Origin of the sequence: Pseudomonas sp. M1, from assembly GCF_022760135.1 — a bacterium.
Lineage (GTDB): Bacteria > Pseudomonadota > Gammaproteobacteria > Pseudomonadales > Pseudomonadaceae > Pseudomonas > Pseudomonas citronellolis.
In genome coordinates, this window is the sequence record NZ_CP094343.1 from 4890075 (window position 1) to 4916675 (window position 26601).

General features: G+C 67.4%; 19 protein-coding genes. 1 reads left to right on the top strand and 18 read right to left on the bottom strand.

Translation table 11 applies throughout. From position 1 onward, the window contains the following. Positions 1 to 19: 19 nt before the first annotated feature. From PM1_RS21445 to PM1_RS21515, 15 genes are all read right to left on the bottom strand, one after another. The gene (locus tag PM1_RS21445; protein WP_009621102.1) at positions 20 to 2287 is read right to left on the bottom strand and encodes a chemotaxis protein CheA; all 2268 of its coding nucleotides are present in this window, start codon (positions 2285 to 2287) and stop codon (positions 20 to 22) included. Positions 2288 to 2317: 30 nt separating this feature from the next. Continuing rightward, positions 2318 to 3106 (bottom strand): protein phosphatase CheZ, encoded by a 789-nt coding sequence (locus PM1_RS21450; protein WP_009621100.1) that lies wholly within the window; start codon positions 3104 to 3106, stop codon positions 2318 to 2320. A gap of 19 nt (positions 3107 to 3125) precedes the next feature. Next, positions 3126 to 3500, bottom strand: a complete 375-nt coding sequence (locus PM1_RS21455) for a chemotaxis response regulator CheY (RefSeq protein ID WP_009621098.1) — start codon at positions 3498 to 3500, stop codon at positions 3126 to 3128. A gap of 224 nt (positions 3501 to 3724) precedes the next feature. Continuing rightward, positions 3725 to 4468: an RNA polymerase sigma factor FliA gene (gene fliA / locus PM1_RS21460; protein ID WP_043267440.1), complete on the bottom strand. Its 744-nt coding sequence runs from the start codon at positions 4466 to 4468 to the stop codon at positions 3725 to 3727. Next, positions 4465 to 5316 (bottom strand): flagellar synthesis regulator FleN, encoded by an 852-nt coding sequence (gene fleN / locus PM1_RS21465; protein WP_370311049.1) that lies wholly within the window; start codon positions 5314 to 5316, stop codon positions 4465 to 4467. The genes fliA and fleN overlap by 4 nt, the downstream gene beginning before the upstream one ends. A gap of 127 nt (positions 5317 to 5443) precedes the next feature. Next, entirely contained in the window at positions 5444 to 6748 is a 1305-nt protein-coding gene (flhF, locus tag PM1_RS21470) for a flagellar biosynthesis protein FlhF (RefSeq protein ID WP_009621092.1), read from the bottom strand. Between the two features lie 11 nt (positions 6749 to 6759). Further along, the gene (gene flhA, locus PM1_RS21475) at positions 6760 to 8883 is read right to left on the bottom strand and encodes a flagellar biosynthesis protein FlhA (protein WP_009621090.1); all 2124 of its coding nucleotides are present in this window, start codon (positions 8881 to 8883) and stop codon (positions 6760 to 6762) included. Between the two features lie 475 nt (positions 8884 to 9358). Further along, positions 9359 to 11740 carry an efflux RND transporter permease subunit gene (locus PM1_RS21480; RefSeq protein ID WP_009621088.1) on the bottom strand — a complete coding sequence of 794 codons (2382 nt, stop codon included), beginning with the start codon at positions 11738 to 11740 and terminating at the stop codon, positions 9359 to 9361. 14 nt (positions 11741 to 11754) lie between these two features. Beyond that, entirely contained in the window at positions 11755 to 12855 is a 1101-nt protein-coding gene (locus PM1_RS21485) for a YCF48-related protein (RefSeq protein ID WP_009621087.1), read from the bottom strand. 825 nt (positions 12856 to 13680) lie between these two features. Beyond that, a complete protein-coding gene (gene pepN, locus PM1_RS21490; RefSeq protein ID WP_009621086.1) occupies positions 13681 to 16338 on the bottom strand; it encodes an aminopeptidase N in 2658 nt (885 codons plus the stop codon). A gap of 60 nt (positions 16339 to 16398) precedes the next feature. Continuing rightward, the gene (locus tag PM1_RS21495) at positions 16399 to 17244 is read right to left on the bottom strand and encodes a DUF2797 domain-containing protein (protein ID WP_009621085.1); all 846 of its coding nucleotides are present in this window, start codon (positions 17242 to 17244) and stop codon (positions 16399 to 16401) included. A gap of 13 nt (positions 17245 to 17257) precedes the next feature. Next, entirely contained in the window at positions 17258 to 17518 is a 261-nt protein-coding gene (locus tag PM1_RS21500) for a YeaC family protein (RefSeq protein ID WP_009621084.1), read from the bottom strand. A 243-nt stretch (positions 17519 to 17761) separates the two neighbouring features. Beyond that, the gene (locus tag PM1_RS21505) at positions 17762 to 18628 is read right to left on the bottom strand and encodes a rhomboid family intramembrane serine protease (RefSeq protein WP_009621083.1); all 867 of its coding nucleotides are present in this window, start codon (positions 18626 to 18628) and stop codon (positions 17762 to 17764) included. After that, a complete protein-coding gene (locus PM1_RS21510) occupies positions 18625 to 19608 on the bottom strand; it encodes a metallophosphoesterase (RefSeq protein ID WP_009621082.1) in 984 nt (327 codons plus the stop codon). The genes PM1_RS21505 and PM1_RS21510 overlap by 4 nt, the downstream gene beginning before the upstream one ends. Continuing rightward, positions 19605 to 20492, bottom strand: a complete 888-nt coding sequence (locus PM1_RS21515; protein WP_009621081.1) for an NAD(+) kinase — start codon at positions 20490 to 20492, stop codon at positions 19605 to 19607. Before PM1_RS21515 ends, PM1_RS21510 begins: the two co-directional genes overlap by 4 nt. Before the next feature lie 108 nt (positions 20493 to 20600). On the opposite strand from PM1_RS21515, the gene PM1_RS21520 reads away from it, so the two are divergent. Next, positions 20601 to 21545, top strand: coding sequence for a DUF1853 family protein (locus PM1_RS21520; protein ID WP_009621080.1), 945 nt, complete (start codon positions 20601 to 20603; stop codon positions 21543 to 21545). 328 nt (positions 21546 to 21873) lie between these two features. Here the strand turns inward: PM1_RS21520 and PM1_RS21525 are convergent, their stop codons facing one another. The 3 genes from PM1_RS21525 to PM1_RS21535 all read right to left on the bottom strand — a co-directional run bounded on the left by PM1_RS21525 (position 21874) and on the right by PM1_RS21535 (position 26465). Beyond that, the gene (locus PM1_RS21525; RefSeq protein WP_009621079.1) at positions 21874 to 22773 is read right to left on the bottom strand and encodes a 1-aminocyclopropane-1-carboxylate deaminase/D-cysteine desulfhydrase; all 900 of its coding nucleotides are present in this window, start codon (positions 22771 to 22773) and stop codon (positions 21874 to 21876) included. Positions 22774 to 22815: 42 nt separating this feature from the next. After that, positions 22816 to 24195, bottom strand: a complete 1380-nt coding sequence (locus PM1_RS21530; protein ID WP_009621078.1) for a chromosome segregation ATPase — start codon at positions 24193 to 24195, stop codon at positions 22816 to 22818. Between the two features lie 233 nt (positions 24196 to 24428). Beyond that, positions 24429 to 26465, bottom strand: a complete 2037-nt coding sequence (locus tag PM1_RS21535; RefSeq protein WP_009621077.1) for an NADPH-dependent 2,4-dienoyl-CoA reductase — start codon at positions 26463 to 26465, stop codon at positions 24429 to 24431. Positions 26466 to 26601 lie beyond the last annotated feature (136 nt).

Below are 26601 nucleotides of genomic sequence, written 5' to 3' on the forward strand. Positions count from 1 at the left end.
GGCGTCCCCGCGCGCCGGATCAGATACGCCGCGCGTAGCGCTTGAGCATGCTCGGCACATCGAGGATCAACGCGATGCGCCCGTCGCCGGTGATGGTCGCCCCGGCCATGCCGGGGGTGCCCTGGAGCATCTTGCCCAGGGGCTTGATCACCACTTCTTCCTGGCCCACCAACTGGTCGACCACGAAGCCGATGCGCTGGGTGCCCACCGAGATGATCACCACGTGGCCCTCGCTGGATTCGTCGCACTCGGCGCCCGGCACCAGCCAGCGCTTGAGGTAGAACAGCGGCAGGGCCTTGTCGCGGACGATCACCACCTCCTGGCCGTCGACCACGTTGGTGCGCGACAGGTCGAGGTGGAAGATCTCGTTGACGTTGACCAGCGGGAAGGCGAAGGCCTGGTCGCCCAGCATCACCATCAGCGTCGGCATGATCGCCAGGGTCAGCGGCACCTTGATGACGATCTTCGAGCCCTGGCCCTTGGCCGAGTAGATGTTGATGATGCCGTTGAGCTGGGAAATCTTGGTCTTCACCACGTCCATGCCGACGCCGCGGCCGGACACGTCGGAAATCTCGGTCTTGGTCGAGAAGCCCGGGGCGAAGATCAGGTTGTAGCAGTCGGACTCGCTCAGGCGCTCGGCGGCGTCCTTGTCCAGCAGGCCCTTCTCCACCGCCTTGGCGCGGAGGATGTCCGGGTCCATGCCCTTGCCGTCGTCGGAGATCGACAGCAGGATGTGGTCGCCCTCCTGCTCGGCGGACAGCACCACCCGGCCGCCACGCGCCTTGCCGGCGGCCTCGCGCTCCTCGGGCGACTCGATGCCGTGGTCCACGGCGTTGCGCACCAAGTGCACCAGCGGGTCGGCCAGGGCCTCGACCAGGTTCTTGTCCAGGTCGGTCTCCTCGCCCACCAGCTCCAGGTTGATCTCTTTCTTCAGGTTGCGCGCCAGGTCGCGCACCAGCCGCGGGAAGCGTCCGAAGACCTTCTTGATCGGCTGCATGCGCGTCTTCATCACCGACATCTGCAGGTCGGCGGTGACCACGTCGAGGTTGGCCACGGCCTTGGACATGGCTTCGTCGCCGCTGTTGCTGCCCAGGCGCACCAGGCGGTTACGCACCAGCACCAGCTCGCCGACCATGTTCATGATCTCGTCCAGGCGCGCGGTGTCCACGCGCACCGTGGTTTCTGCCTCGCTGGCGCTCTTTTCGTGGGCCGGCGCGGGAGCCGCGGCCGGGCGCGGGCTGTCCGCAGGCTTGGCGGCCGGCTTGGGCGCGGGCTTGGGCTTGGCCACGGCAGCCGGCTCGACGGCCTTGGCCGGCGCGGGGGCGGCTTGCGGGGCCGGCGTGGAAGCGGCGTCGGCACTGAACTTGCCCTTGCCGTGCAGTTGGTCGAGCAGCGCTTCGAATTCGTCGTCGGTGATGTTGTCGCCGCCGGCGGGCGCCTCGGCTTCGGCCGGCGCAGCGGAGGCGACCGGCGCGGCGGGTTCTTCCGCCGCACCGCCGAACTTGCCCTTGCCGTGCAGCTGGTCGAGCAGCGCTTCGAACTCGTCGTCGGTGATCTCGTCGCCAGCGGCCGGCGCTTCGGCCGGAGCGGGCGCGGCGGCCGGCTCTTCCGGCAGGCTGCTGGCGCCGCTGAACTGGCCCTTGCCATGCAACTGGTCGAGCAGCGCTTCGAATTCGTCGTCGGTGATCTCGTCGCCGGCGCCGGCGGCCTCGGCCTGTGGCGCTTCAGCCTGCGGCGGCTGTTCGGCCGGCGCGGCCTGGCTGCCCGGCTGCAGGGCGTCGAGCAGTTGCTCGAATTCGGCGTCGGTGATGTCGCCATAGGCGGCCGGCTCGGCGGCGGGCTGCGGCGCAGCGGCTTCTTCCTGTTCCTGGGGCGCGGCTTCGACGGCGTCGTCGTCGCCCGGCTCGGCCAGGCGCGCCAGCGCAGCGAGCAGCTCCGGGGTGGCCGGGGTCGGCTCTTCCTGGTCGCGGACCTGGGCGAACATGACGTTGACCGTATCCAGCGCCTGCAGGACCACGTCCATCAGCTCGGAGGTGACGCGGCGTTCGCCCTTGCGCAGGATGTCGAAGACGTTCTCCGCGATGTGGCAGCACTCCACCAGGGCGTTCAGCTGGAGGAAGCCGGCGCCGCCCTTGACGGTGTGGAAACCACGGAAGATGGCATTGAGCAGGTCCATGTCGTCGGGCCGGCTTTCCAGCTCGACGAGTTGCTCGGACAGTTGCTCGAGAATCTCGCCGGCCTCCACCAGAAAGTCCTGGAGGATCTCATCATCGGCGTCGAAGCTCATTCGGTGCTCCCCACGGTGTGTTCACACACCTCAAAAACCAAGGCTGGACAACAGGTCATCGACATCGTCCTGACCGGATACGACGTCCACTCTCTTATCGGCAGCAACCTGCGGACCTTCACCCTTGGACGATCTTTCTTTTTCCACCGCCGTGCGCAGGCCCTCGTGGTCGTGCTCGATGCCGGCGTAGCGATCCACCTGCCCGGCCATCCAGACCAGCTTGACCAGGTTGCTCTCCACCTCGGTGACCAGCCTGGTGACGCGCTTGATCACCTGCCCGGTGAGGTCCTGGAAGTCCTGCGCCAGCAGGATGTCGTTCAGGTGCGCGGAGAGCTTGCGGCTGTCCTGGGCGCTACTGTAGAGGAAGGCCTCGACGCGCTTGGCCAGCTCGCGGAAGGCCTCCGGGCCCAGCTCGCGGCGCATGAAGCGCGACCACTGTTCCTGCAGCTCCTTGGCCTCGCCCTCGATGTGGCCGACCAGCGGCGTGCACTCTTCCACCAGGTCCATGGTGCGGTTGGCCGCTTTCTCGGTCATCTGCACCACGTACGACAGGCGGTCGGTGGCGTCGGCGATCTGCGACATTTCCTCGGCGTGGCGCGAGCGCGGGTCGATCTGGAAATTGACGATGGCGTTGTGCAGCTCGCGGGTGAGCTTGCCGACCTCCTGGTAGAGGCCGCGGTCGCGGGCTTCGTTGAGCTCCTGGATGAGCTGCACGGCCTGCTGCACTTCGCCGCGCTCCAGGCTCTCGACCAATTCGCGCGCGTGTTTCTTCAGGGTCGACTCGAAGTCGCCCCCCTTGGATTCGTTGACGAGATCCATGACGCCCTCTTGGTCGGCTTCAGCCGCCGACCCGCTCGAATATCTTCTCGATCTTCTCTTTCAGCACCTGGGCGGTGAAAGGCTTGACCACGTAGCCGTTGACCCCGGCCTGGGCCGCTTCGATGATCTGGTCGCGCTTGGCCTCGGCGGTGACCATCAGCACCGGCAGGTGCTTCAGGCGCTCGTCGGCGCGCACCGCGCGCAACAGGTCGATGCCGGTCATGCCGGGCATGTTCCAGTCGGTGACGAGGAAGTCGAAGTTGCCGCTGTGCAGCATGGGCAGCGCGGTGGTGCCGTCATCGGCTTCCGCGGTGTTGGTGAACCCCAGGTCACGCAGGAGGTTCTTGATGATGCGCCTCATCGTGGAGAAGTCGTCCACGATGAGAATTTTCATGTTCTTGTCCAAACCTGCCTCCGTCCAGTCCCGGCGCGCCGTGGCGGGCGCGCCTTGAATACCCTTGGGCGGGCGCCTTGGCGGCGCCTGCCGTGTTGCTTGTCGGTGGCGGGGTGCCCCGCCCTTTTCGCCGCCCTCATAGCAAAGGGCCAGCAGTGTCGAACCGACGGGATTCTATACGCCCCGCCGGAAAAATCCGTTACTTCCTTGCGCCCACCGGTCGCTCAGTGTGCCCGCCACTCCGAAAGCCGGGCCCGCAGGCGCGCGGCGCACTGGCTGTGCAGCTGGCTGACGCGCGACTCGCTGACCCCCAGCACCTCGCCGATCTCCTTGAGGTTCAGCTCCTCGTCGTAGTACAGCGCCAGCACCAGGCGCTCGCGTTCGGGCAGCTTGGTGATGGCGTCGGCCAGCGCCTGCTGGAAACGCTCGTCCTCCAGGCCGTGGGAGGGCTCGTTGTCCAGGTGCGTGGTGTCTTCCGCCGGGCCCTGGGCGCCTTCCTGCAGCAGGTCGTCGAAACTGTACAGGCGGCTGCCCTGGGTGTCGCTCAGGATCGCGTAGTAATCGTCGAGACTCATATTGAGTTCGGCAGCGACCTCCTGATCTTTAGCATCGCGTCCGGTCCGCGCCTCGATGGTGCGGATGGCGTCACTCACCATGCGGGTGTTGCGGTGCACCGAACGCGGCGCCCAGTCGCCCTTGCGCACCTCGTCGAGCATGGCCCCGCGGATGCGGATGCCGGCATACGTCTCGAAGCTGGCGCCCTTGCCCTGGTCGTACTTCTTCGCCGCTTCGAGCAGGCCGATCATTCCGGCCTGCATCAGGTCTTCCACCTGCACGCTGGCCGGCAGCCGGCCCAGCAGGTGGTAGGCGATCCGCTTGACCAGCGGCGCATAGCGCTGGATCAGCTCTTCCTGGGCATTGCGCGCCTGCGTCTTGCTGTACATAAGCGCTCCGGAGCCGCTCATCATACGGTCGAACCCGTGGTCGGATGCTGCACCAGGCGCTCCACGAAGAACTCCAGGTGCCCGCGCGGGTTGGCCGGCAGCGGCCAGCTGTCGACTTTCTGGGCGATGGCGCGGAAGGCCAGCGAGGCCTTGCTGCGCGGGAAGGCTTCATAGACCGAGCGCTGCTTCTGCACGGCCTTGCGCACCGACTCGTCGTAGGGGATGGCGCCGACGTACTGCAGCGCCACGTCGAGGAAGCGGTCGGTGACCTTGGTCAGCTTGGCGAACAGGTTGCGCCCTTCCTGCGGGCTGTGCGCCATGTTCGCCAGCACGCGGAAACGCGTCATGCCGTAGTCGCGGTTGAGCAGCTTGATCAGCGCATAGGCATCGGTGATCGAGGTCGGTTCGTCGCAGACGACCAGCAGCACTTCCTGGGCCGCGCGGACGAAGCTGACCACCGAATCGCCGATGCCGGCGGCAGTGTCCACCAGCAACACGTCGATGTTCTCGCTGATGTCGCTGAAGGCCTGGATCAGCCCGGCGTGCTGCATGGGCGAGAGCTGCACCATGCTCTGCGTGCCCGAGGCCGCCGGGACGATGCGGATGCCGCCGGGGCCCTGGAGGATCACGTCACGCAGGTCGCATTCGCCTTCGATGACGTCGGCCAGGGTGCGCTTGGGCGAGAGCCCCAGCAGCACGTCGACGTTGGCCAGGCCGAGGTCGGCGTCTAGCAGCATGACGCGGCGGCCGAGGTCGGCCAGCGCCATCGCCAGGTTCACCGAGACGTTGGTCTTGCCGACGCCACCCTTGCCACCGGTGACCGCGATTACCTGAACGGGATGCATACCCATAGTCTTACCTTGTCTCTTCATCGTCCCCGGCGCGGCTGGCGCCTGGGTCTGCCGGTCGCGGTGCTCTCCCGCCACCAGCGCTTACGGATCTGCTCGAGCATCCGTATCCGCCTGGCGCCCCCGCGTGCGGGGGCGCCCCTGGAATCCGTCAGCCGACGTGTCGCGCCGGCTGCTGATAGAGGCCGGCGAACATGCCGGCCATGGTGTCTTCGCACGGCTCCTCGGGAGCCTGCAGGCTGACCGCGCGGCTGACCAGCTGGTGCGCGCGCGCCACCTGCAGATCATCCGGAATTCGCGGCCCGTCCGCCAGATAGGCAACCGGCAAGCGTTGTGCTATCGCCAGCGCCAGGGCTTCGCCCAGGCTGCCCGCCTCGTCCAGCTTGGTCAGTATGCAGCCGGCCAGGCCGCAGCTGCGATAGGCGTGCAAGGCAGCCTTGAGCACCTGGCTCTGGCTGGTCGCGGCCAGCACCAGGTAATTCTTCACGTTCAGGCTCTGCGCCGCCAGGGCTTCCAGCTGCATGCGCAGCGCCGGGTCGCTGGCCGGCAGGCCGGCGGTGTCGATCAGCACCAGGCGCTTGCCCGCCAGCGGCGCCATGGCCTGCAGCAGCGACTGGCCGGGGTCGACCAGGCTCACCGGCACGTTGAGGATGCGGCCCAGGGACTTGATCTGCTCCTGGGCGCCCAGGCGGAAGCTGTCCATGCTGACCAGCGCCAGGTTGTGCGCACCGTACTTGAGGACGTAGCGCGCCGCCAGCTTGGCCAGGGTGGTGGTCTTGCCCATGCCGGCCGGGCCGACCAGAGCGATCACCCCGCCCTGCTCCAGCAGGTCTTCGTCGGGGGTGCGGATGGCGCGCGCCAGGTGGGCCAGGAGCATGCGCCAGGCCTGCTTGGGCTCGGCGATGGAGGCCACGCGTTCGAGCAGCTGGCGGCTCAGGTCCGCCGGCAGGCCCATGCGCTGCAGGCGGCGCCACAGGCCGGCCTGCTTCGGACGCTGGTGCTGCAGCTGGCCCCAGGCGATGGAGCCCAGCTGCACTTCGAGCAGTTCGCGCAGGCCGTTGAGTTCGAAGCGCATGGCGTCCAGCGCCTGCTGGCTGACGGCGGCCGGCGCGGCGGCGGGCGCCGGGGCGGCCATGGCCTCGGCCAGGCTCGGGCGCCTGGCCGGCTCGGCGCCGTACAATTGACGGTCCTTGCGCGCGGTGGCGGCGGCGCGCACCGGGCTGTCCAGCTCGGCGCGGGCCTGGGCGATGCGCGCCTGGGTCTGGCGCAGCTCGGCCTCCAGCGCCGGGTTCGGCTTGCTGGCCGCTGCCGGCGGTTGATAGTCCAGCGCCGCGGTCAGCTCGACACCGCCGGCGACCCGGCGGTTGCCGATGATGGCGGCATCCGCGCCCAGCTCGTCACGGACCAGTTTCATGGCCTGACGCATATCGGCGGCGAAGAAGCGTTTAACCTGCATGGCGCTGTCCTTCAGTTCTGTCCAACGGTGGCGACGATGGTGACTTGCTTGTTATCCGGAATTTCCTGGTAGGCCAGCACGCTCATGCTCGGCACCGCCATCCGCGCGAAACGCGACATCATCGCGCGGATCGGCCCGGCCACCAGCAGGATCGCCGGCTTGCCGAGCATTTCCTGGCGCTGCGCGGTCTCGACCAGCGAGCGTTGCAGTTTTTCCGCCATGCCCGGCTCCAGCAGAATGCCGTCTTCCGAACCTTGCCCGGCCTTCTGCATACTGTTGAGCAAGATCTGTTCCAACCTGGGTTCCAGGGTGATCACGGGCAGCTCCGGCTCTAGTCCCACAATGCCTTGGACGATTGCGCGGCTCAGCGCCACGCGTACCGCTGCCACCATGGCGGCGGGATCTTGACTCTTGGCGGCAACGTTGGCGATGGCCTCGGCAATGGTGCGGATGTCGCGCACCGGCACCTGCTCCTGCAGCAGGTTCTGCAGGACCTTGAGCAGGGTGGACAGGGAAATCAGCCCCGGAACCAGTTCTTCCGCCAGCTTCGGCGAGGTCTTGGCCAGCAGTTGCAGCAGTTGCTGGACTTCCTCGTGGCCGAGCAGCTCGTGGGCATGCTTGTGCAGCACCTGGTTGAGGTGGGTGGCGACCACGGTGCTGGCGTCCACCACGGTGTAGCCCAGGGACTGCGCCTGGTCGCGCTGGCCGGGCTCGATCCACACCGCTTCCAGGCCGAAGGCCGGGTCCTTGCCGGCGATGCCGTTGAGGGTGCCGAACACCTGGCCGGGGTTGATCGCCAGCTCGCGGTCCGGGTAGATCTCCGCTTCCGCCACGCTGACGCCCATGAGCGTCAAACGATAGGCGTTGGGCAGCAGGTCGAGGTTGTCGCGGATGTGCACCGAGGGCATCAGGAAGCCCATGTCCTGGGACAGCTTCTTGCGCACGCCCTTGATCCGCGCCAGCAGCTGGCCGCCCTGGTTGCGGTCCACCAGCGGGATCAGCCGGTAGCCGACCTCCAGGCCGACCATGTCCACCGGGGTCACGTCGTCCCAGCCCAGCTCCTTGGTTTCCTGGCTGCGCTGGGCCGGCAGCAGTTCCTGCTGGCGCTGGGCTTCCTGGACCTCGGCCTGGGCCGCCTTGCGCTGGCGCTGGACGATCATCCAGGCGCCGCCGGCGGCCACGGCGCCGAGGCCGATGAAGGACACGTGCGGCATGCCCGGGACCAGGCCCATGGCGATGAGGATGGCGGCGGAGATGGCCAGAGCCTTGGGCGAGGCGAACATCTGCCGGTTGACCTGCTGGCCCATGTCCTCGGAGGAAGACACGCGGGTCACCATGATCGCCGCGGCGGTGGACAGCAGCAGCGACGGCAGCTGCGCCACCAGGCCGTCACCGATGGTCAGCAGGGCGTAGACCTTGCCGGCGTCGCCGAACGACATGGAGTGCTGGATCACGCCGATGGCGACGCCGCCGATCAGGTTGATGAAGAGGATCAGCAGGCCGGCGACGGCGTCGCCGCGGACGAATTTCGAGGCACCGTCCATGGAGCCGTAGAAGTCGGCTTCCTGGGCCACCTCGGCGCGGCGCTTCTTGGCCTCGGCCTGCTCGATGAGGCCGGCGTTGAGGTCGGCGTCGATGGCCATCTGCTTGCCGGGCATGGCGTCCAGGGTGAAGCGTGCGCTCACCTCGGAGATCCGCCCGGCGCCCTTGGTGACCACCACGAAGTTGATGATCATGAGGATGGCGAAGACCACGATGCCGACCACGTAGTTGCCGCCGATCACCACTTCGCCGAAGGCCTGGATCACCTTGCCGGCGGCGGCGTGGCCGTCGTGGCCGTGGAGCAGCACCACGCGGGTGGAGGCGACGTTCAGCGCCAGGCGCAGCAGGGTGGCGACCAGCAGGATGGTCGGGAACACGGCGAAGTCCAGCGGGCGCAGGGCGTACACGCAGACCAGCAGGACGACGATGGACAGGGCGATGTTGAAGGTGAAGAGCACGTCCAGCAGGAACGGCGGGATCGGCAGGGTCATCATGCCCAGCATCGCCAGCAGCAGCAGCGGCACACCCAGGTTGCCACGGCCCAGGCCGGCCAGGTTGCTGCGCACTGTTCCGATCAATTGCGTACGATCCACCCCGAACTCCCCTACCCTGGTACAACAAACTTTTGACGCCGAGAGTGGCGCCGACAGGGTATTTGCAGGAAGTGTTCCAACTTTGCCGAGGCCAGGTGTGGCGCGGATTTCCGACGAAGCCCGGGGGGGCGGCCAAGGCCAACGGCGGGAGCGGCGACGTAGCCAGGAGTATCAGGATGGCTGCGGATTTTCCGGCCGCTCAGGACAGCCCCCTCTCCCGCTTGCGGGAGAGGGTTGGGGAGAGGGCGCTCTAAAGCCCAGCACCTAAAGTTCCCTGCAAACCCCGTTCGCGAGCAAGCTCGCGCCTACGAAAAGCACCTCGGCAGCGCTTCCTTGTAGGAGCGCGCCCTGCGCGCGATTCGCGGGCAGGGCCCGCTCCTACACGTTCGGATATTTCCCGTCTGTGGACCCGCCCTCGCCCCGACGGGCAAAAAAAACCGCGGCCGGAGCCGCGGTTTTCTGGGTCACGCCAGGATCAGTGGACCAGGATCGAGGCCTTCTTCGCCCGGACCTTCTCCGGGTTGATCAGGAAGCGGGCCAGGGCCGGCAGCAGCCAGAGCGCGCCGAACATGTTCCACAGCAGCATGAAGGTCAGCATCAGGCCCATGTCGGCCTGGAACTTGATCGCCGAGAAGATCCAGGTGGCCACGCCGATGGCCAGGCACAGGCCGGTGAACAGCACGGCCTTGCCGGTGGACTTCAGCGTCTCGTAGTAGGCCTCCTGCAGCGACAGGCCCTGGCGCAGGAAGGTCTCCAGGCGGGTGTAGATGTAGATCCCGTAGTCCACGCCGATGCCCACGCCCAGCGCGATCACCGGCAGCGTCGCCACCTTCACGCCGATGCCGAGGGTGGCCATCAGCGCGTTGCCCAGCACCGAGGTGAGGATCAGCGGCAGGACGATGCAGAGGGTCGCGGTGAAGGAGCGGAAGGTGATCATGCACATGACCGCCACGCAGATGTACACCAGCACCAGGATGATCAGCTCGGACTGCTTGATCACCTCGTTGGTGGCCGCCTCGATGCCGGCGTTGCCCGCGGCGAGCTTGAACTTCAGGTCATCCTTCTCGTGGTCCTTGGCGAACTCCTGCACGGCGTGCACGGCGCGGTCGAGGGTCTCGGCCTTGTGGTCGTTGAGGAACACCAGCAGCGGCGCCAGCGAGCAGGCGCTGTTGTACAGGCCGTCGGCGCGGCTGATGGAGTTGTTCAGCACGTCCTTGTTGCGCGACAGGGTTTCCCACTTCAGGTTGCCCTCGTTCATGCCTTTGATCACCTGCTTGGACACGGTGACCAGGGAGATGGCCGACTGCACGCCCTCGGTGTTCTCCAGCTTCCACGACAGCTCGTCGATGGCCTGCAGCGTCTGGTGGCTGGAGCAGCCCTCGGCCGCCGACTCGACCATCACCACCAGCACGTCGGAGCTGGTGGAGTAGTTGCGGATGATGAAGTCGTTGTCCTGGTTGTAGCGCGAGTCCGGGCGCAGTTCCGGCGCGCCCTGGTCGAGGTCGCCGATCTTCAGGTGGTGGCCCTGCCAGAGGCCGCCGGCGAACATCACCAGGGCGATCAGGATGGAGATGGGCGCCACCTTGGCGCTGGCGAAGTTGGACAGCAGGCGCCAGAACGGGTGCTCGCGCACGGCGTCCTTCTTGCTGCGCTCCACGGCGCGCTTGCTGATGCCGATATAGGAGATCGCCACCGGCAGCAGGATCAGGTTGGTGAAGACGATCACCGCCACACCGATGGAGGCGCCGATGGCCAGTTCGCGGATCACCCCGATGTCGATCACCAGCAAGGTGATGAAGCCCACGGCGTCGGCGAGGATGGCGATCATGCCCGGCAGGAACAGCTGGCGGAAGGTGCGCCGAGCGGCCAGCAGCGGGGTTTCCGCGTCACTGGATTGCAGGGCGATGCCGTTGATCTTCTGCACCCCGTGGGAAATACCGATGGCGAAGATCAGGAAGGGCACCAGCATCGAGTACGGGTCCAGCCCGAAGCCGATGGTGTGCAGCAGGCCGAGCTGCCAGATCACCGCCACCAGGGTGGTGGAGAGCACGGCGATGGTGGAGCGCACGCACTTGGTGAACCACAGCAGCAGCACCAGGGTGATGACGAAGCAGATGCCGAAGAAGCCCACCACCATGACCAGGCCGTCAATCAGGTCGCCGACCTTCTTGGCGAAGCCGACGATGTGGATCTTCACGTTCGGGTTCTGCGCCTGGTACTTGTCGCGGATCTTCTCTTCCAGCTCATGGGAGAACTGGCGGTAGTCCAGCTTCAGCAGCTTGCTCTGGTCCTGGGCGTCGGGGTAGACCTCCAGCAGCGGCACGTCGACGATGCTGGACTTGAAGTTGTTGGCCACCAGGCGGCCGATCTGGCCGGACTTGAGGACATTGTCGCGCAGCTTGTCCAGGGCCTTGGCCGAGCCGTCGTAGGTCTGCGGGATGACCTCGCCGCCGGCGAAGCCCTCTTCCGTCACCTCGGTCCAGCGCACGCTGGGGCTCCACAGCGACTTCAGGCCGGAACGGTCGACGCCGGGGATATAGAACACCTCGTCATGGATCTGCCGCAGGGTGTCCATGTATTCCTTGGTGAAGATGTCGCCGTTCACCGCTTCCACCGAGATACGCACGGTGTTGCCGAGGTTGGAGAGGTCGTTGATGTGGCTCAGCATGTTCTGGATGAACGGGTGCTTGAGCGGGATCATCTTCTCGAAGCTGGTGGACGGCCGCACCTGGGTCGCCTGGAAGGCGAGGAACAGGGTCGCCAGCAGGCAGAGGATGATAACGATCGGGCGGTTGTTGAAGATCAGGCGTTCGAGCAGGGTCGCCTTGTCCTGGTGATGCGAGTTGACTGCGTTCATAGCGCTTCCCCGGCTCATTGTTGTTCTGTCAGCTCGGCGCCGGTCGCCGAAGCCAGGTGGATGCCGCCCTGGCCGACCAGCACCAGGTTGCCGTCGCCGGCCGCGCCGACCCCGGCCAGCGCCAGGCGGTCGGGCCGGTTGAAGATGTTGAAGGTGCGCCCGTCGTCCTTGCTCACCAGCACGCTGCCGCTGTTGCCGACCACGGCGATGCTGCCGTCGGGCAGCAGCGAGCCTTCGGCCAGGCCGAACTCCAGGGTGCCGTCACCGGCGATGGGCAGCGCCACCTGTTGCCAGGTGTCGCCGAAGTCGGTGGAGCGGAACAGGTGCCCGCGCAGGCCGTAGATCAGCACGGTGCCGGGCTGGGCGGTGCCGACGGTGCCGAACAGCGACCCCTCGTAGGGGCCCTGCAGTTTTTCCCAGGTGGCGCCCCAGTCCTTCGAGCGGAACAGGCTGCCGGATTCGCCCACCACCAGCAGGCCGGAATCCTTCACCGCGGCGATGCCGTTGAGGTGGAACTGGTCCTCGTTGTCCAGGCGCTCGCTGACGTCTTCCCAGCTCTTGCCGCCGTCGTGGGTTTCCAGCATGGCGCCGTAGGCGCCCACGGCCAGGCCGTGGTTCTCGTCCTGGAACCACACGTCCAGCAGCGGCGCTTCGCGCTTGAGGTCTTCGAACTGGCGCGTCCAGGTGGCGCCGCCGTCCTCGCTGGCGAGGATCTGCGCGTCATGGCCGACCGCCCAGCCCTTCTTGTCGTTGACGAAGAACACCGCGGTCAGCAGCTGGCGGGTGGGCACCTTGGCCTGGGCCCAGGTCTTGCCGTTGTCGTCGGAATAGAGGATGTGCCCGCGGTCGCCGACCGCCACCAGGCGCTTGCCGGCGTGGCTGACGCTCAGCAGCAGGCTGCTCGGGGCCTTGGCCGAGGCGATGGCGTAGCCATCGGTGTCGCTGGCCGGGGCTTCGCTCGCGCCGGCATGCAGCGGCGCGGCCGCCAGCCACAGCAGCGAGAACGCGCCGAGCAGCGAAAGCGACTTGCGCAGGGGGGACGGGGTGGCGGAAACCGAGAGCCCGGACGAACGCACGGACAGCTCGCCGGTGGCGTGCCGCAGATGCTCACGCATATAGCCTTACCTCTTTGTTTTTATTGCAGGCGGATAGGGAGTGGTCGTTATATGCCAGCCTTTGCCCAGCCTGACAATTAAAGGCACGTTATCTTTTGTTAAGCGCAGCGGGAGTCATCCGAAAGGACTAGGGAAAGCTGCAGCCCAGTAGCCACGCGGCCTCCAGCGCACAGGAAAAAAGATACCGACGGTAACACTCCGGGTATTTCCGGGTACCTGGAAACGCTCGCGGGAACACTTGGGAGCTTGGCTCGGTCGGCGGGCGGATGCTTTCCCGTAGGAGCGAGCTTGCTCGCGAACGGGGGTTGCCGGCGGCTGCGTGCGTTGAGGTTAAGAGCGCCCTCTCCCCAACCCTCTCCCGCAAGCGGGAGAGGGGGCTGTCCGGAGAACCGTAGGATGGCGTTGAGCGAAGCGATACCCATCGCCATGGTCCGATGGGTATCGCAAGCTCAACCCATCCTACGAAAAGCGTCGCGACGCTGCGGCGAGGCAGTTGCTTCTGCATGGCAAAAGGAGCACCGCCGTAGGATGGCGTTGAGCGAAGCGATACCCATCACCATGGTCCGATAGGTATCGCAGGCTCAACCCATCCTACGAAAAGCGTCCCGGCGCTGCGGCGAGGCAGTTGCTTCTGCATGGTAAAAGGAGCACCGCCGTAGGATGGCGTTGAGCGAAGCGATACCCATCGCCATGGTCCGATGGGTTTCGCAGGCTCAACCCATCCTACGAAAAGCGTCCCGGCGCTGCGCCCGCAAATCCACAGGCGAAAAAAAGGTGTTACCGGCGGGGCCGATAACACCTTTTTTCCGTCAGCCGGGAACGGCGTCAGGCGAGGCTCTTGCTGACCACCTCGTAGACGTCGCTGGACAGCTCGCCGGAGGCCAGGATGCGCTCCAGCTCGGCGCGCATCAGGGCCTGGCGCGCCGGGGCGTATTTGCGCCAGCGGGTCAGCGGCGCCAGCAGGCGCGAGGCGATCTGCGGGTTGAGCGCGTTGAGGGTGATCACCTGGTCGGCCAGGAAGCGGTAGCTCGCCCCGTCGGCGCGGTGGAAGTTGACCAGGTTCTGGTTGGCGAAGGCGCCGATCAGGGCGCGGATCTTGTTCGGGTTCTTCAGGGTGAAGGCCGGGTGGCCCATCAGTGCCTGCACGCGCTCCAGGCCGCCGGGCAGGGTGCAGCCGGCCTGAACGCTGAACCACTGGTCCATCACCAGCGGGTTGTCCTTGAAGTAGTCGGCGAACATCTGCAGGCCCTTGGCCTTCTCGTCGTCGTATGGCGAGTTGACCAGCACCGCCAGGGCGGTCAGGCGTTCGGTCATGTTATCGCAGGCCTCGTACTGCTCGAGGCAGGCCGCCAGCACTTCGTCGCCGCCCACCAGCATCAGGTAGGACAGCGCGATGTTCTGCAGGCTGCGCCGGGCGATGTGCTCGGCCTCGGCCAGGTACGGCGTCTTGCGCGAGGCTTCGCGGTTGGCCTGGTAACGCTGCCACAGCGGCTCGCGCAGGGCCTCGGCGATGCGCTTGCGGGCGAATTCGCGGGCGGCGTGGATGGCCTCGACGTCGGCCACTTCGCTCAGCTCCGTGAGGTAGGCCTCGCTGGGCAGCGAGAGCATCTCGGCGACCATCGCCTGGTCCAGGGCGTTGTCCTGCAGCAGGGTGTGGAAGGCAGCGATCAGGCGCTCGTCGAGCACCAGCTGCTCGCCGCGCTGGTGCTGGTCGATCAGCTCCTGGAGCACCTGCACCGACAGCTGCTGGCCGGCTTCCCAGCGGTTGAAGCCGTCCTCGTCGTACTGCATGAGGAACATCAGCTGGTCGCGGTCGTAGGGGAAGCTCAGCTTCACCGGCGCGGAGAAGCCGCGCAGCAGCGACGGCAGCGGCTTCTCGGCCAGGCCGACGAAGGTGAAGGATTGCTCGGCCTCGGTCACCTGCAGCACGCGGTTGCTGCCGTGGGCGTGTTCCTCGCCGGCCAGGCGCAGCGGCAGCGGGTTGCCCAGGTGGTCGAGCAGGCCCATTTCCACCGGGATGACGAAGGGCTGCTTGTCCTTCTGGCCCGGGGTCGGCGGGCAGCTCTGGCGGAAGGTCAGGGTGTAGCTCTGGGCGGCGGCGTCGTAGCTTTCCTCCACCGCCAGGCGCGGGGTGCCGGCCTGGCTGTACCAGCGCTTGAACTGCGTCAGGTCGACGCCGTTGGCGTCTTCCATGGCCTTGACGAAGTCGTCGCAGGTCACCGCCTGGCCGTCATGGCGTTCGAAGTACAGGTCGGTGCCCTTGCGGAAGCCCTCGGCGCCGAGCAGGGTGTGGATCATGCGCACCACTTCCGAACCCTTCTCGTAGACGGTCAGGGTGTAGAAGTTGGAAATCTCGATGAAGGAGTCCGGGCGCACCGGGTGGGCCATGGGGCCGGCGTCCTCGGCGAACTGGTTGGTGCGCAGGAAGGCCACGTCCTCCACGCGCTTGACGGTGCGCGAGTTCATGTCGGCGGAGAACTCGCTGTCGCGGAACACGGTGAAGCCTTCCTTGAGCGACAGCTGGAACCAGTCGCGGCAGGTCACGCGGTTGCCCGACCAGTTGTGGAAGTATTCGTGGGCCACCACGCCCTCGACGCGCTGGTGCGCGGCGTCGGTGGCGGTCTCGGCCTTGGCCAGCACGCAGCTGGAGTTGAAGATGTTGAGCCCCTTGTTCTCCATGGCGCCCATGTTGAAGTCGTTGACCGCGACGATCATGAAGATGTCCAGGTCGTACTCGCGGCCGTAGACCTTCTCGTCCCAGCGCATGGCCTTCTTCAGGCTGTCCATGGCGTGCTGGCACTTGTCGATGTTCTCCGGCTCGACGTAGATGCGCAGGGCGACTTCGCGCTCGCTCAGGGTGGTGTAGGTGTCTTCCACCGCCCAGAGGTCACCGGCGACCAGGGCGAACAGGTAGGCCGGCTTCTTGAACGGGTCCTGCCAGGTGGCCCAGTGCCGCCCATCCTCTTCCGAACCGCTGGCCACCGGGTTGCCGTTGGACAGCAGCACCGGGTACTTGTGCTGCTCGGCCGAGACGGTGGTGGTGAAGCTGCTCATCACGTCCGGGCGGTCGAGGTAATAGGTGATCTTGCGGAAGCCCTCGGCCTCGCACTGGGTGCAGAACATCTTGCCGGACTTGTACAGGCCCTCCAGGGCGGTGTTCTTCTCCGGGTGGATGCGCACGGTGCTGTCGACGGTGAACTGTTTCGCGGTCGGCTGCAGGGTCAGGTGGTTCTCGTCCAGCTGGTAGTCGCCCTCATCAAGCACGCGGTCGTCCAGGGCCACCCATTGCAGCTCCAGCTGCTGGCCGTCGAGCACCAGCGGCGGCAGGCCCTCGCCGCGCTCGGGGTTGCGCCGCATGACCAGTTGCGCGTGGACCAGGGTGTGGTCCTCGTACAGCTCGAAGGTCAGGTTGGTCTCGTCGATCAGGTACTCGGGCGCCTGGTAGTCCTTGAGGTAGATGACTTTCGGTTGATCGGTGCGCATGTGGCCCTCCGGGCAGCTTCAAGCTTCGAGCTTCAAGCCGCAAGTTCGTGGTTCGCCGGCTCAGCTTGCCGCTTGAGGCTTATAGCTGATGGCTAGCTGATAAGCTGTGTACTTACGGATATTGATGACGCCGGTGTCGAAGATCAGGTACTGGCCCTTGATGCCTTGCAGGGTACCCTCCACCACCGGCGTCTTGTCCAGATCGAAGCTGGTGATCTTGGCCAGGTAGGCCTCCACCGGGTAGCGGATTTCGATCGGCTCGATGTCGCTCACCGGCTGGATGGCCTGCAGGCCGAAGCGCTGCTGCAGCTCGCGCAGGCCCTCGGCGCAGTGGTCGAACAGCTGCTCGCGGATGGCCGCCAGGTCCAGCGGCTCGGCCTCGCCCTTGAGCAGGGCGCGCCAGTTGGTGCGGTCGGCCACCTGGCTGCGCAGCAGGTCTTCCACCAGCCCGGACTGCTGGCGCGTGGCCACCCGCAGGATCGGCAACGCCTGGCGCGCGCCCTGGTCGATCCAGCGCGTCGGCACCTGGGTGGCGCGGGTGATGCCCACCTTCACGCCCGAGGAGTTGGCCAGGTAGACCACGTGGTCGGTCATGCAGAAGCGCTCGCCCCACGCCGGCTCGCGGCAGGTGCCCTCGTCGTAGTGGCACTTTTCAGGGCTGACGATGCAACTGTCGCACTGCGCCAGCTTGGTGAAGCAGGGGTAGCAGTAGCCCTGGCTGAAGCTCTTCTTCGTCTTGCGCCCGCAATGGCAGCAGTGGATGGCGCCCAGGTATTCCAGGCGCAGGGTCCTGCCGATCAGCGGATTGACCGCGATTTCCTCCTCGCCGAGGCGGAAGGCGTACTGCACGGGGCTTTCAAGGCGCGCCGACATCTTGCTCAGGGCGCCGCGTCCTAGCTCTTCCATCAAAGCCCGGCCATCAGTGCAGCGAATTGGACGAGAAGAGGATGTTGGGGATCGGCTCGGCGTGGGACTCGCACTCCTGCGGGCCCATGTAGCCGGTGCGCTGGTCCTCGGGTAGGTTCTGCAGCTCCCAGGCGATCATCGCCTGCAGGCACAGCTCCTTCTGCTCCTGGGTGAGCTTGCGGCCGTCCGGCCACTTGCCGATCTCCACGGCGAGCTTGAGGCTCTCGTAGATTTCCGGGGTGATGTTCTCGATGGTTTCGGCGAAGGACGACATGGGGCCGGCTCCTGCTGGGGGCAAAACCGGCATTCTACCGGGCCGGGCGGCCTGGCGCACGAACAGAGGTCAAACGGTGGCATCGGCGTAGGGCGTATAACGCTCCGCGTTATACGCCGGTTGGCCGTGGCCGCCGGCCTGCTCGCGGTCATGCGGGAAACCGATAACCCTGGTGCCGGTGATGAATTGGATGTTGCGGCGATGGGTATCGCTTCGCTCAACGCCATCCTACGGCGCCAAGGATCAGGCCTGGCGCCCGCGCGCCAGCATGCCGCCCAGCGCGCCGGTCAGGCAGCCGATCGCCAGCCCGCCGACGTGGGCGCCGTTGGCGATGGAGCCGAAGCCCAGCAGGTCGATGACGCCGGACAGGCACACCAGCAGCCAGATCAGCATCATCGCCACCACGCCCTTCGGCAGGCGGTAGGCCGGGGTCGGCGCCAGCAGCTGGAAGATCCAGCAGTGCCCGAGCAGGCCGTAGAGCACGCCGGACAGGCCGCCGAACAGGCTCGGCCCGGAGGCCAGGTACTGCACGACGTTGGACACCAGGCCGAAGCCCAGGCTCAGGCCCAGCAACATGACGCCGCCCTGGCGGTACTCGATGCGCCGGCCCAGTTCCCAGTACCACATGGCGTTCATCGCCAGGTGCAGCCAGCCGAAGTGGATCAGCATGGGCGTGAACAGGCGCCACCACTGCCCCGCCGCCAGGCCCTCGGCCAGCGGCTGGAACAGCACCCGGTCGCTACCGACCAGCTGGAAGTCCTGGAAGGTGAACCAGCGCAGGGTGTCCGGGTTGCCGCCGAGCAGGGTCAGGGCGGCGACCGCGAAGGTCACCAGCAGCACCGCGGCGGTCACCTTGCTGGCCCGCACCTGGGCCAGGAAGCCCGGGCCGCGGCGCTGCGGCAAGGTATTGGAAGCCAGTTCGGGGTCGCCCTGCGGGTAGCGCCGGTAGAGGTCGCGCACCTGCTCGGCCAGGCTTTCGTCCGGCACCCAGAGCACCTGTTCGCCGGCCTCCTCGCTGACCCGGAAGGGCAGATTCAGGCGTTGCAGCAGGCCGACGAAACCGGCGAGGTCCGCCGCCAGGGGCAGGCGCATGGCCACTACCGCGCTCACTCATCCTCTCCCGGACGCTTCACGTCCACCCAGACGAACTTGTCGCGCTGCAGGCGCGTTTCCTGGTCCAGCCGGTAGGCCACCAGCTTGCCGTACATGACCGCGCTGTAGTCCAGGCAGGCCAGGTTCGGGCGGATCGGCGCCGGCGTGCCGCGACGCCAGTAGTGGCCGACGAACAGCAACGGCTCGTCGGCGCCGTAGCTCAGCAGGCTGGACTTCTGCTCGGCGCTCAGGCGCTCGGCGGCCACCTCGTCGGGCAGCGCGTCGGGCTGGAAGACGATGTCGCCGTAGGTCTCCGGCTCGCGGTCCTCTTCCCAGAACTTGGTGCGGAAGAACGCGCGGGTGAAGCCGTCGCTGCCGGTCAGGGTCATGCCGTTGGGCAGACGCATGTCGGTGCCACGCAGCAGGCGGTTGCATACCTGGTAGGCGAAGCTGCCGTGCTCGGCGGAGGACTGCAGGAAGGCCTCGTCGATGCGCCCGTCGGGGAACTGCCGGCGCAGCGAATCGATCAGCTCGTTGTCCCAGCAGGCGTGGACCATGCGGAAGCGCCCGGCGTCGAGGAACAGCGGCAGGCGCCGGAACCAGCCGAGGAAGTCGCGCCAGTCGCCGGGATGGCCCTCGAACTGGTCGAGGGTTTCCTGGATCAGCCGCGCGTGCCGCGGGGTGTGCTCGCGCAGGTACTGGCGGCCGCTGCCCGGCGCCGCCGGGGTGGACCAGCCGAGCAGGTTGTACTCGTGGTTGCCCATGATGCACAGGGCCTCGCCGGCGGCGACCATGTCGTGCACCCGGTGCAGGGCCTCGCGGATGCGCGGGCCGCGGTCGACGATGTCGCCGAGGAACAGCGCCTGGCGCCGCGGGTGGCGCCAGACGCCGCCGTGCAACTGGTAGCCCAGCCGCTCCAGCAGGCGGTCGAGGGTGTGTGCGCAGCCGTGGACGTCGCCGATCAGGTCGTAGCCACGGCCCGGGTCGAGTTCGCTCACTCGCTGCTCCCCAGCCGGCTGCCCCAGCCGAGCTTGGTCCGGCAGACCTCGTAGTAGTTGTGGTCGATCGGGTGGATCAGGCGCAGCTTCTGCGGCTTCTTGCTCACCGTGACCATGTCGCCCGGCGCGCAGGTGAAGTGGTTCTGCCCGTCGCAGGAGACCTGCGGGTAGATCTGCATGTTCGGCGACACCACTATCTTCAGCTCGCTGTTGCCGTCGACCACGATCGGCCGGCTGGACAGGGTGTGCGGGTACATCGGCACTATGACGATGGCGTCCAGCTTCGGATGCATGATCGGGCCGCCGGCGGACAGCGAGTAGGCAGTGGAGCCGGTGGGCGTGGCGACGATCAGGCCGTCGGCCTTCTGGCTGCAGACGAACTGGCCGTCGATGTGCAGCTCGAACTCGATCATCCGCGTCGACTTGCCGGGGTGCAGCACCACGTCGTTGAGCGCGTCGCCCTGGCCGATGGATTCGCCATGGCGGCGCACCTGGGCGTCGAGCAGGAAGCGGCTTTCGACGATGTACTGGCCGCCGAGCACCTCGTCCACCTTGGTTTCCAGCTCGTCCGGGCGGATGTCGGTGAGGAAGCCCAGGCTGCCGCGGTTGATGCCCAGCACCGGCACCTTGTGCCGGGCCAGCGCGCGCGCCGCGCCGAGCATGCTGCCGTCGCCGCCGACGACGACGACCAGGTCGCAGATCTCGCCCATGATCTTCCGCGAGCAGGTCTGCAGGCCGTGGCCGGGCAGCACTTCGGCGATGGTGTCCTCGAGGATCACGTGCAGGTGCCGCTCGGTCAGGAAGCGCTTCAGCCGGCGGATGGTTTCCAGCACCTGGGTGCTGCCGAGGCGGCCGATGATGCCGATGTTGCGAAAGGATTCCATGAGACTCCAGGCGGCGGGTGCGAGCGGGTAGTGCCCGGAATTATGGGGGAAACCCCCGAACAGCGGCAAACCCGCGCACCAGCGCGGGCGTTCGGCTAGGCTGCACGGATGAAGTCGACCGCCTACCTGCTCGATGAGCTGCTAGCCGAACTGCGCCAACCCGCGGTACGCGACCTCGCCTGGACGCTGCTCGGCGAACCCCTGCTGGATGCTGGCGCCCTGCCCCTGCGTCATCCGCTGGCGGCGAGCCGCTGGCTGGCCGAGCCGCGGCTGCTGGGCGGCTGGCTGCGCGAACAGGAAAGGCACAGCGAATCGCTGCAGGCCTGGTTGCAGCGTTCGCCGCAGCAACGCCTGGGCCGCTACTACGAGCGCCTCTGGCAGTTCGCCCTGCAACAGGCTCCGGACCTGCGCCTGCTCGGCGCCAACCTGGCGGTGCGCGACAACGGCCACACCCTGGGCGAGCTGGACCTGCTGCTGGAGGACGACGACGGCCTGCACCACCTGGAGCTGGCCATCAAACTCTACCTGGGCCCCAGCCGCGAAGGCCCGGAAGACTGGCTCGGCCCCGGCGCCGAAGACCGCCTGGCGAACAAGCTGCGCCACCTGCGCGAGCACCAGCTACCGCTCTCCTCCACCCCGCACGGCCGCGCCCTGATCGCCGGATTCAGCAGCGCCCCGGTGCAAGCCGCGCTCTGGCTGGGCGGCTACCTGTTCTACCCCTGGCCCGGCGAGTGCGCGGCGCCGGAGGGCGCCAACCCCGAACACCTGAGCGGCTCCTGGCTGCACCGCAGTCACTGGCCGCTGTACCGCGCCCAGGGCACGGGGCGCTGGCAGCCGCTGCCACGCAGCGAATGGCTGGCTCCGGCGCGCAAGACCGCCGAGCAGAGCTGGGCGCCGGAACGCTTCGATGCCTGGCTGGCGCAGTTGCCGGCGGATGCCTTCCCGCAGTTGCTGGTGCGCCTGGAGGAACAACAGGGGGAGTGGCACGAGGCAGAAAGGCTGTTCCTGGTCGGCGACCAGTGGCCGCGGGTGCATAACGGGTATGCCCATTGACGGTTGCCCTGGAGCGGCAGGGTAGTTCCGTAGGATGGGTGGAGAGCGCCCTCTCCCCAACCCTCTCCCTGAAGGGAGAGGGGGCTGTCCTGAGTTGCCGGAGAATCTGGAGTCAATCCTGATACACCTATCTATCCCCCATCATTCCCGCGAACGCGGGAATCCAGTGACGAGGGGTACGGCCTACACCTGTAGGAGCGGGCCCTGCCCGCGATTTCGCGCGCAGGGCGCGCTCCTACATGCCTGGGAATGATGAGGGTGGGTTAGCGTAGGAGCGGATCTCATCCGCGATCCGCGCCGATATATCCGTCCGACGCGAACGAATACCCTACGGCAATCGCCGCAAACGCTCTTCCATCGCCCGCCTACCCTGCAGGCCGCCGCTGTGCACTGCGACCAGGCGGCTGCCGCGGGGCACCCGCCCGGCGCTTACTTCGTCATGCAGGGCCAGCAGCAGCTTGCCGGTGTACAGCGGCTCCAGCGGCACGCCAGTGGCCGCCTCGAAATCGGCCATGAAGCGCACCAGCCCGGCATCCACCTTGCCGAAACCGCCGCGGCTGGCGTCCAGCAGACGATAACCGGCGTCTTCGTACCCCGCCTCGGCCAGCAGCCGCGGCAGCATGGCTTCCACGCCATGGCCAGGCGGCACCGCCAGGGCGCCGATCAGCGGGTGCGCGCCCTGCTCGCCCAGCACCAGCCCGGCCAGGGTGGTGCCAGTGCCACAGGCGGCCCAGAGCTGGTCGTAGCCGCTCCAGCCGATGCCCGGCAATTGCTCACCCAACTGTTCCACCAACGGCGCGCAACCCAGCGCGCCGGGCAAACCGCCGCCGCCCTCGTCCACCGCCAGCAGGCGCGGGTAGCGTTCGCGCCAGGGCGCCCAGAAGCCTTCGGCATGACGCTCGCGGTAGCCGGCGTAGCCGAGCCAGTGCAGTTGCATGCCCCAGGCGCGCAGATCGCGCACCGTGGGCGTGTCCTGCTCGTTTCCGCGCAGCAGGCCGACGGTGGCGAAGCCGAAGCGCTGGCCGGCGGCGGCCAGGGCGTGCAGGTGGTTGGAATGGGCGCCGCCCAGGCTGATCAGGCCTTCCAGGCCCTGTTCGGCGGCCTGGCGCAGGTAGGGCGCCAGCTTGAACCACTTGTTGCCGGACACCCGCTCGTCGACCAGGTCCAGGCGCAACAGCGCCAGCTCGACGCCAGCTTGTTCCAGCCAGTCGAGGCGCAGCTGTTGCAAGGGAGGTAGCGGGCGCCAGTCTGGGAATCGCAGGGCAGCCACCTAGCCCGCGGTCACGCCACGCAGGCCGCCGCTGGTCTTGTGCCGGGCGCAGCAGTTGCTGTCGCCGTCGACGAAGCGGCCCGGGGTATCCACCCGGTCGACCGGCAGCGCGCAACGTTCGCCGTTGGACAGGCGGCCGTCGCAGGTCGGCTGCTGGTAGTGGGCCAGCCACTGGCAATACTGGGCTTCGGAGACGAAGCATTTGGCGGCGGCGTAGGCCATGGGGTTTTCCTGGTAGCGCGGGATGTCCTGCAGCGGAATGGTCAGGTGCCCGGCGCCGGGATGATAGACGACGAAGATCACCCCGAGCGAGGTCAGCTTCTCCAGCAGCGCATCGCTCTGCGCCCGCGCCGCCTGGGCGGCCAGCTCGCGGCGCAGGGCCTCGTTGTCCTGCTGCAACTGGCGGTCCAGTTCGTTGCGGTAGCTCAGTTCGGCATCGCGCAGCGCCAGCTGTTCCTTGTACTGGGCGATCACCGCCGCGACCTTCGCATCGGCCTCGCCCTCGAACTGCGTGCGCAGCTCTTCCAGTTCCACGCGCCCCTGCTGCTCGATGCTGCGCAGTTGCGCGGTCAGTTCCTCGCGGCCGCGCTGGAAGCCGTCCACCCGCTCATCCAGCTCGCGGCGCAGGCCGGCATTGATCTCTTCCTCGCGCTTGAGCCCCTCGCGCAGCGCGGCCAGTTCGGCCTGCAGCACCTTGACCTGTTCCTCGGCGCCCAGGCGCAGGCGCTGCAGCTCCTGCTCGTGCTGCTGGCTCAGGCTGGACAGGCGCGAAGCCTGCTGGCCGAGCAGCTCGGCGGTCTTCTGCCGATGTTCCTCCAGCATCGCCTGGGCCAGCTTCTCGGCCTGCTCCTGCGGGTCCTGCGCCGGCGTCGCGTACCACTGGTGCTCGGCGGCCACCTTCAGGCGCTGCGGCTCGACGGCGACGGGCTCCTCCTCCACCAGCAGGCCGAGGTGGTTGCGCCGGATCGCGTCGCGCAGCATCACCAGGTGGTTGTTGCCCGTCACCAGGCTCGGGTCCCACAGGTGCATCTGATGCCAGGACACCGGGCACTGGCTGCGGCAGGCCAGGCGGATCGGCCCGGCGCCCATGTCCGGGCCGCGCCCGGCGCGGTCGGCGAGCTGGCGCAGCGGCAGGTTCCAGCCGCGGTCGGCCTCGCCGTTCTCGTCGAAATCCAGGTAGAAGAACACCGCCGCCTTGACCTGCAGGCGCCCGTTGATCAGCACATAGGCCAGGCGCATCTGCCGGTCGGCGAACTCGTGCATCTGCACGACGTTGTCGAGCAGGGCCTCGAATTCGGGATAGAGCATCTGCTTGCAGATGCCTCGCTCATCGAAGAAGGCCACGGCCTCGACCATCTGAGGCTTTTTCTGCAGGCTCATGACGGGACCTCTGGACTGTCGCGAACAGGGTTGGGCCCGCAGAGGGGCCGGCAGCCGGGCTTCGAACGCACCGCTGCCGGGGCAAGTCTAGGGGAAATAGTGACGCAGGCGATGTGACTGGGTTGGCAGTCACTCGGCTGGCTGTAAGAAGGCGACGTACGACAGACAGAAAACTGTGACGGGCTCCGCCCTTTGCCGCCCGGACGGTACATCCGGGCGGCAAGGACAGCGGATCAGAGCTCGGCAGCCAGGCGCGAGCCCTGGTTGATGGCGCGCTTGGCATCCAGTTCGGCGGCCACGTCGGCGCCGCCGATCAGGTGCACCTTCTGCCCGGCGGCGACCAGGCCGTCATGCAGCTCGCGCAGCGGCTCCTGGCCGGCGCAGACGATCACGGTGTCCACCGGCAGCACCTGCGGCTCGCCCTCGGCGATGCGGATGTGCAGCCCGGCGTCGTCGACCTTGAGGTACTCCACGCTGTTGAGCATCTGCACCCGCTTGTTCTTCAGCCCGGTGCGGTGAATCCAGCCGGTGGTCTTGCCCAGGCCGTCGCCGACCTTGGACTTCTTGCGCTGCAACAGGAACACCTGGCGCGCCGCGGCATGCGGGTGCGGCTGGATGCCGGCGACGCCGCCGCGGGCTTCCAGGTTCTCGTCGATGCCCCACTCCTTCCAGAAGGCGTGGCGATCCAGGCTGGTGGATTCGCCGTCATGGGTGACGTACTCGGAGACGTCGAAGCCGATGCCGCCGGCGCCGATCACCGCCACCTTCTGCCCCACCGGCTTGCGCTCGAGGATGGCGTCCAGGTAGCTGATCACCTTCGGGCTGTCGATGCCGGGGATGGCCGGGGTGCGCGGGACGATGCCGGTGGCCAGGAGGATCTCGTCGAAGCCGCCCTTGGCCAGGTCGTCGACCGACACGCGAGTGTTCAGGCGCAGGTCGACGCCGGTGGTCTCCAGCTTGCGCTTGAAGTAGCGCAGGGTCTCGTAGAACTCTTCCTTGCCCGGCACGCGTTTGGCCACGTTGAACTGTCCGCCGATCTCGCCGGCGGCGTCGAACAGCGTCACTTGGTGGCCACGCTCGGCGGCCACGGTGGCGGCGGCCAGGCCGGCCGGGCCGGCGCCGACCACGGCGACCTTCTTCACGTGGGTGGTGGGGATGTAGTTCAGCTCGGTCTCGTGGCAGGCGCGCGGGTTGACCAGGCAACTGGTCAGCTTGCCGCCGAAGGTATGGTCCAGGCAGGCCTGGTTGCAGCCGATGCAGGTGTTGATCTCGTCCGCGCGGCCTTCGGCGGCCTTGTTGACGAAGTCCGGGTCGGCGAGGAACGGCCGGGCCATGGAGACCATGTCGGCGTCGCCCTCGGCCAGCACCTGCTCGGCCACTTCCGGGGTGTTGATGCGGTTGGTGGTGACCAGCGGGATGCCCACCTCGCCGCGCAGCTTGGCGGTGACCTTGGTGAAGGCCGCGCGCGGCACCTTGGTGGCGATGGTCGGGATGCGCGCCTCGTGCCAGCCGATGCCGGTGTTGATCAGGGTGGCGCCGGCCTGCTCGATGGCCTTGGCCAGCAGGACGATCTCGTCCCAGGTACTGCCGCCTTCCACCAGGTCGAGCATCGACAGGCGGTAGATGATGATGAAGTTCGGCCCCACCGCCTCGCGCACGCGGCGGACGATCTCCACCGGCAGGCGCATGCGGTTCTCGTAGCTGCCGCCCCAGCGGTCGGTGCGCTGGTTGGTGTGGGCGACCAGGAACTGGTTGATGAAGTAGCCTTCCGAACCCATGATCTCGACGCCGTCGTAGCCGGCCTGCTGGGCCAGGGCCGAGCAGGTGACGAAGTCCTGGATCTGCTTCTGGATGCCCTCCTCGTCCAGCTCGCGCGGCTTGAACGGGTTGATCGGCGCCTGGATGGCGCTGGGCGCCACGGATTTCGGGCTGTAGGCATAGCGCCCGGCGTGGAGGATCTGCATGCAGATCTTGCCGCCGGCCTCGTGCACCGCCTGGGTGACGACCTTGTGCTTCTCGGCCTCCTCGGCGGTGGTCAGCTTGGCCGCGCCGGCGTACACGCCGCCTTCCTCGTTCGGGCCGATGCCGCCGGTGACCATCAGGCCGACGCCGCCGCGGGCGCGCTCGGCGAAATAGGCGGCCATGCGTTCGAAGCCGTTGGGCTTCTCTTCCAGGCCGGTGTGCATCGAGCCCATCAGGGTGCGGTTGCGCAGGGTGGTGAAGCCCAGGTCCAGGGGCGCGAGCAGGTGCGGGTAGCGGGCGGCGGTCATGATTCCTCCACATCGGGCATGGTGCCGGGGCCTCGGACGGGCCACGGTCGGTATGGGGCAGACTCTAAGCAGCGCCCCGGGCGCGCTCAATGACCGGAAATGACAACTTACTGATCGAAGATGACAGCACCGCTTG

Coding starts and splice junctions, on each gene's coding strand:
- PM1_RS21445 (WP_009621102.1), bottom strand. CDS start 2,287: ATGAGCTTCGACGCCGATGATGAGATCCTCCAGGACTTTCTGGTGGAG.
- PM1_RS21450 (WP_009621100.1), bottom strand. CDS start 3,106: ATGGATCTCGTCAACGAATCCAAGGGGGGCGACTTCGAGTCGACCCTG.
- PM1_RS21455 (WP_009621098.1), bottom strand. CDS start 3,500: ATGAAAATTCTCATCGTGGACGACTTCTCCACGATGAGGCGCATCATC.
- fliA (WP_043267440.1), bottom strand. CDS start 4,468: ATGATGAGCGGCTCCGGAGCGCTTATGTACAGCAAGACGCAGGCGCGC.
- fleN (WP_370311049.1), bottom strand. CDS start 5,316: ATGAAGAGACAAGGTAAGACTATGGGTATGCATCCCGTTCAGGTAATC.
- flhF (WP_009621092.1), bottom strand. CDS start 6,748: ATGCAGGTTAAACGCTTCTTCGCCGCCGATATGCGTCAGGCCATGAAA.
- PM1_RS21480 (WP_009621088.1), bottom strand. CDS start 11,740: ATGAACGCAGTCAACTCGCATCACCAGGACAAGGCGACCCTGCTCGAA.
- PM1_RS21485 (WP_009621087.1), bottom strand. CDS start 12,855: ATGCGTGAGCATCTGCGGCACGCCACCGGCGAGCTGTCCGTGCGTTCG.
- pepN (WP_009621086.1), bottom strand. CDS start 16,338: ATGCGCACCGATCAACCGAAAGTCATCTACCTCAAGGACTACCAGGCG.
- PM1_RS21495 (WP_009621085.1), bottom strand. CDS start 17,244: ATGGAAGAGCTAGGACGCGGCGCCCTGAGCAAGATGTCGGCGCGCCTT.
- PM1_RS21500 (WP_009621084.1), bottom strand. CDS start 17,518: ATGTCGTCCTTCGCCGAAACCATCGAGAACATCACCCCGGAAATCTAC.
- PM1_RS21515 (WP_009621081.1), bottom strand. CDS start 20,492: ATGGAATCCTTTCGCAACATCGGCATCATCGGCCGCCTCGGCAGCACC.
- PM1_RS21520 (WP_009621080.1), top strand. CDS start 20,601: ATGAAGTCGACCGCCTACCTGCTCGATGAGCTGCTAGCCGAACTGCGC.
- PM1_RS21530 (WP_009621078.1), bottom strand. CDS start 24,195: ATGAGCCTGCAGAAAAAGCCTCAGATGGTCGAGGCCGTGGCCTTCTTC.
- PM1_RS21535 (WP_009621077.1), bottom strand. CDS start 26,465: ATGACCGCCGCCCGCTACCCGCACCTGCTCGCGCCCCTGGACCTGGGC.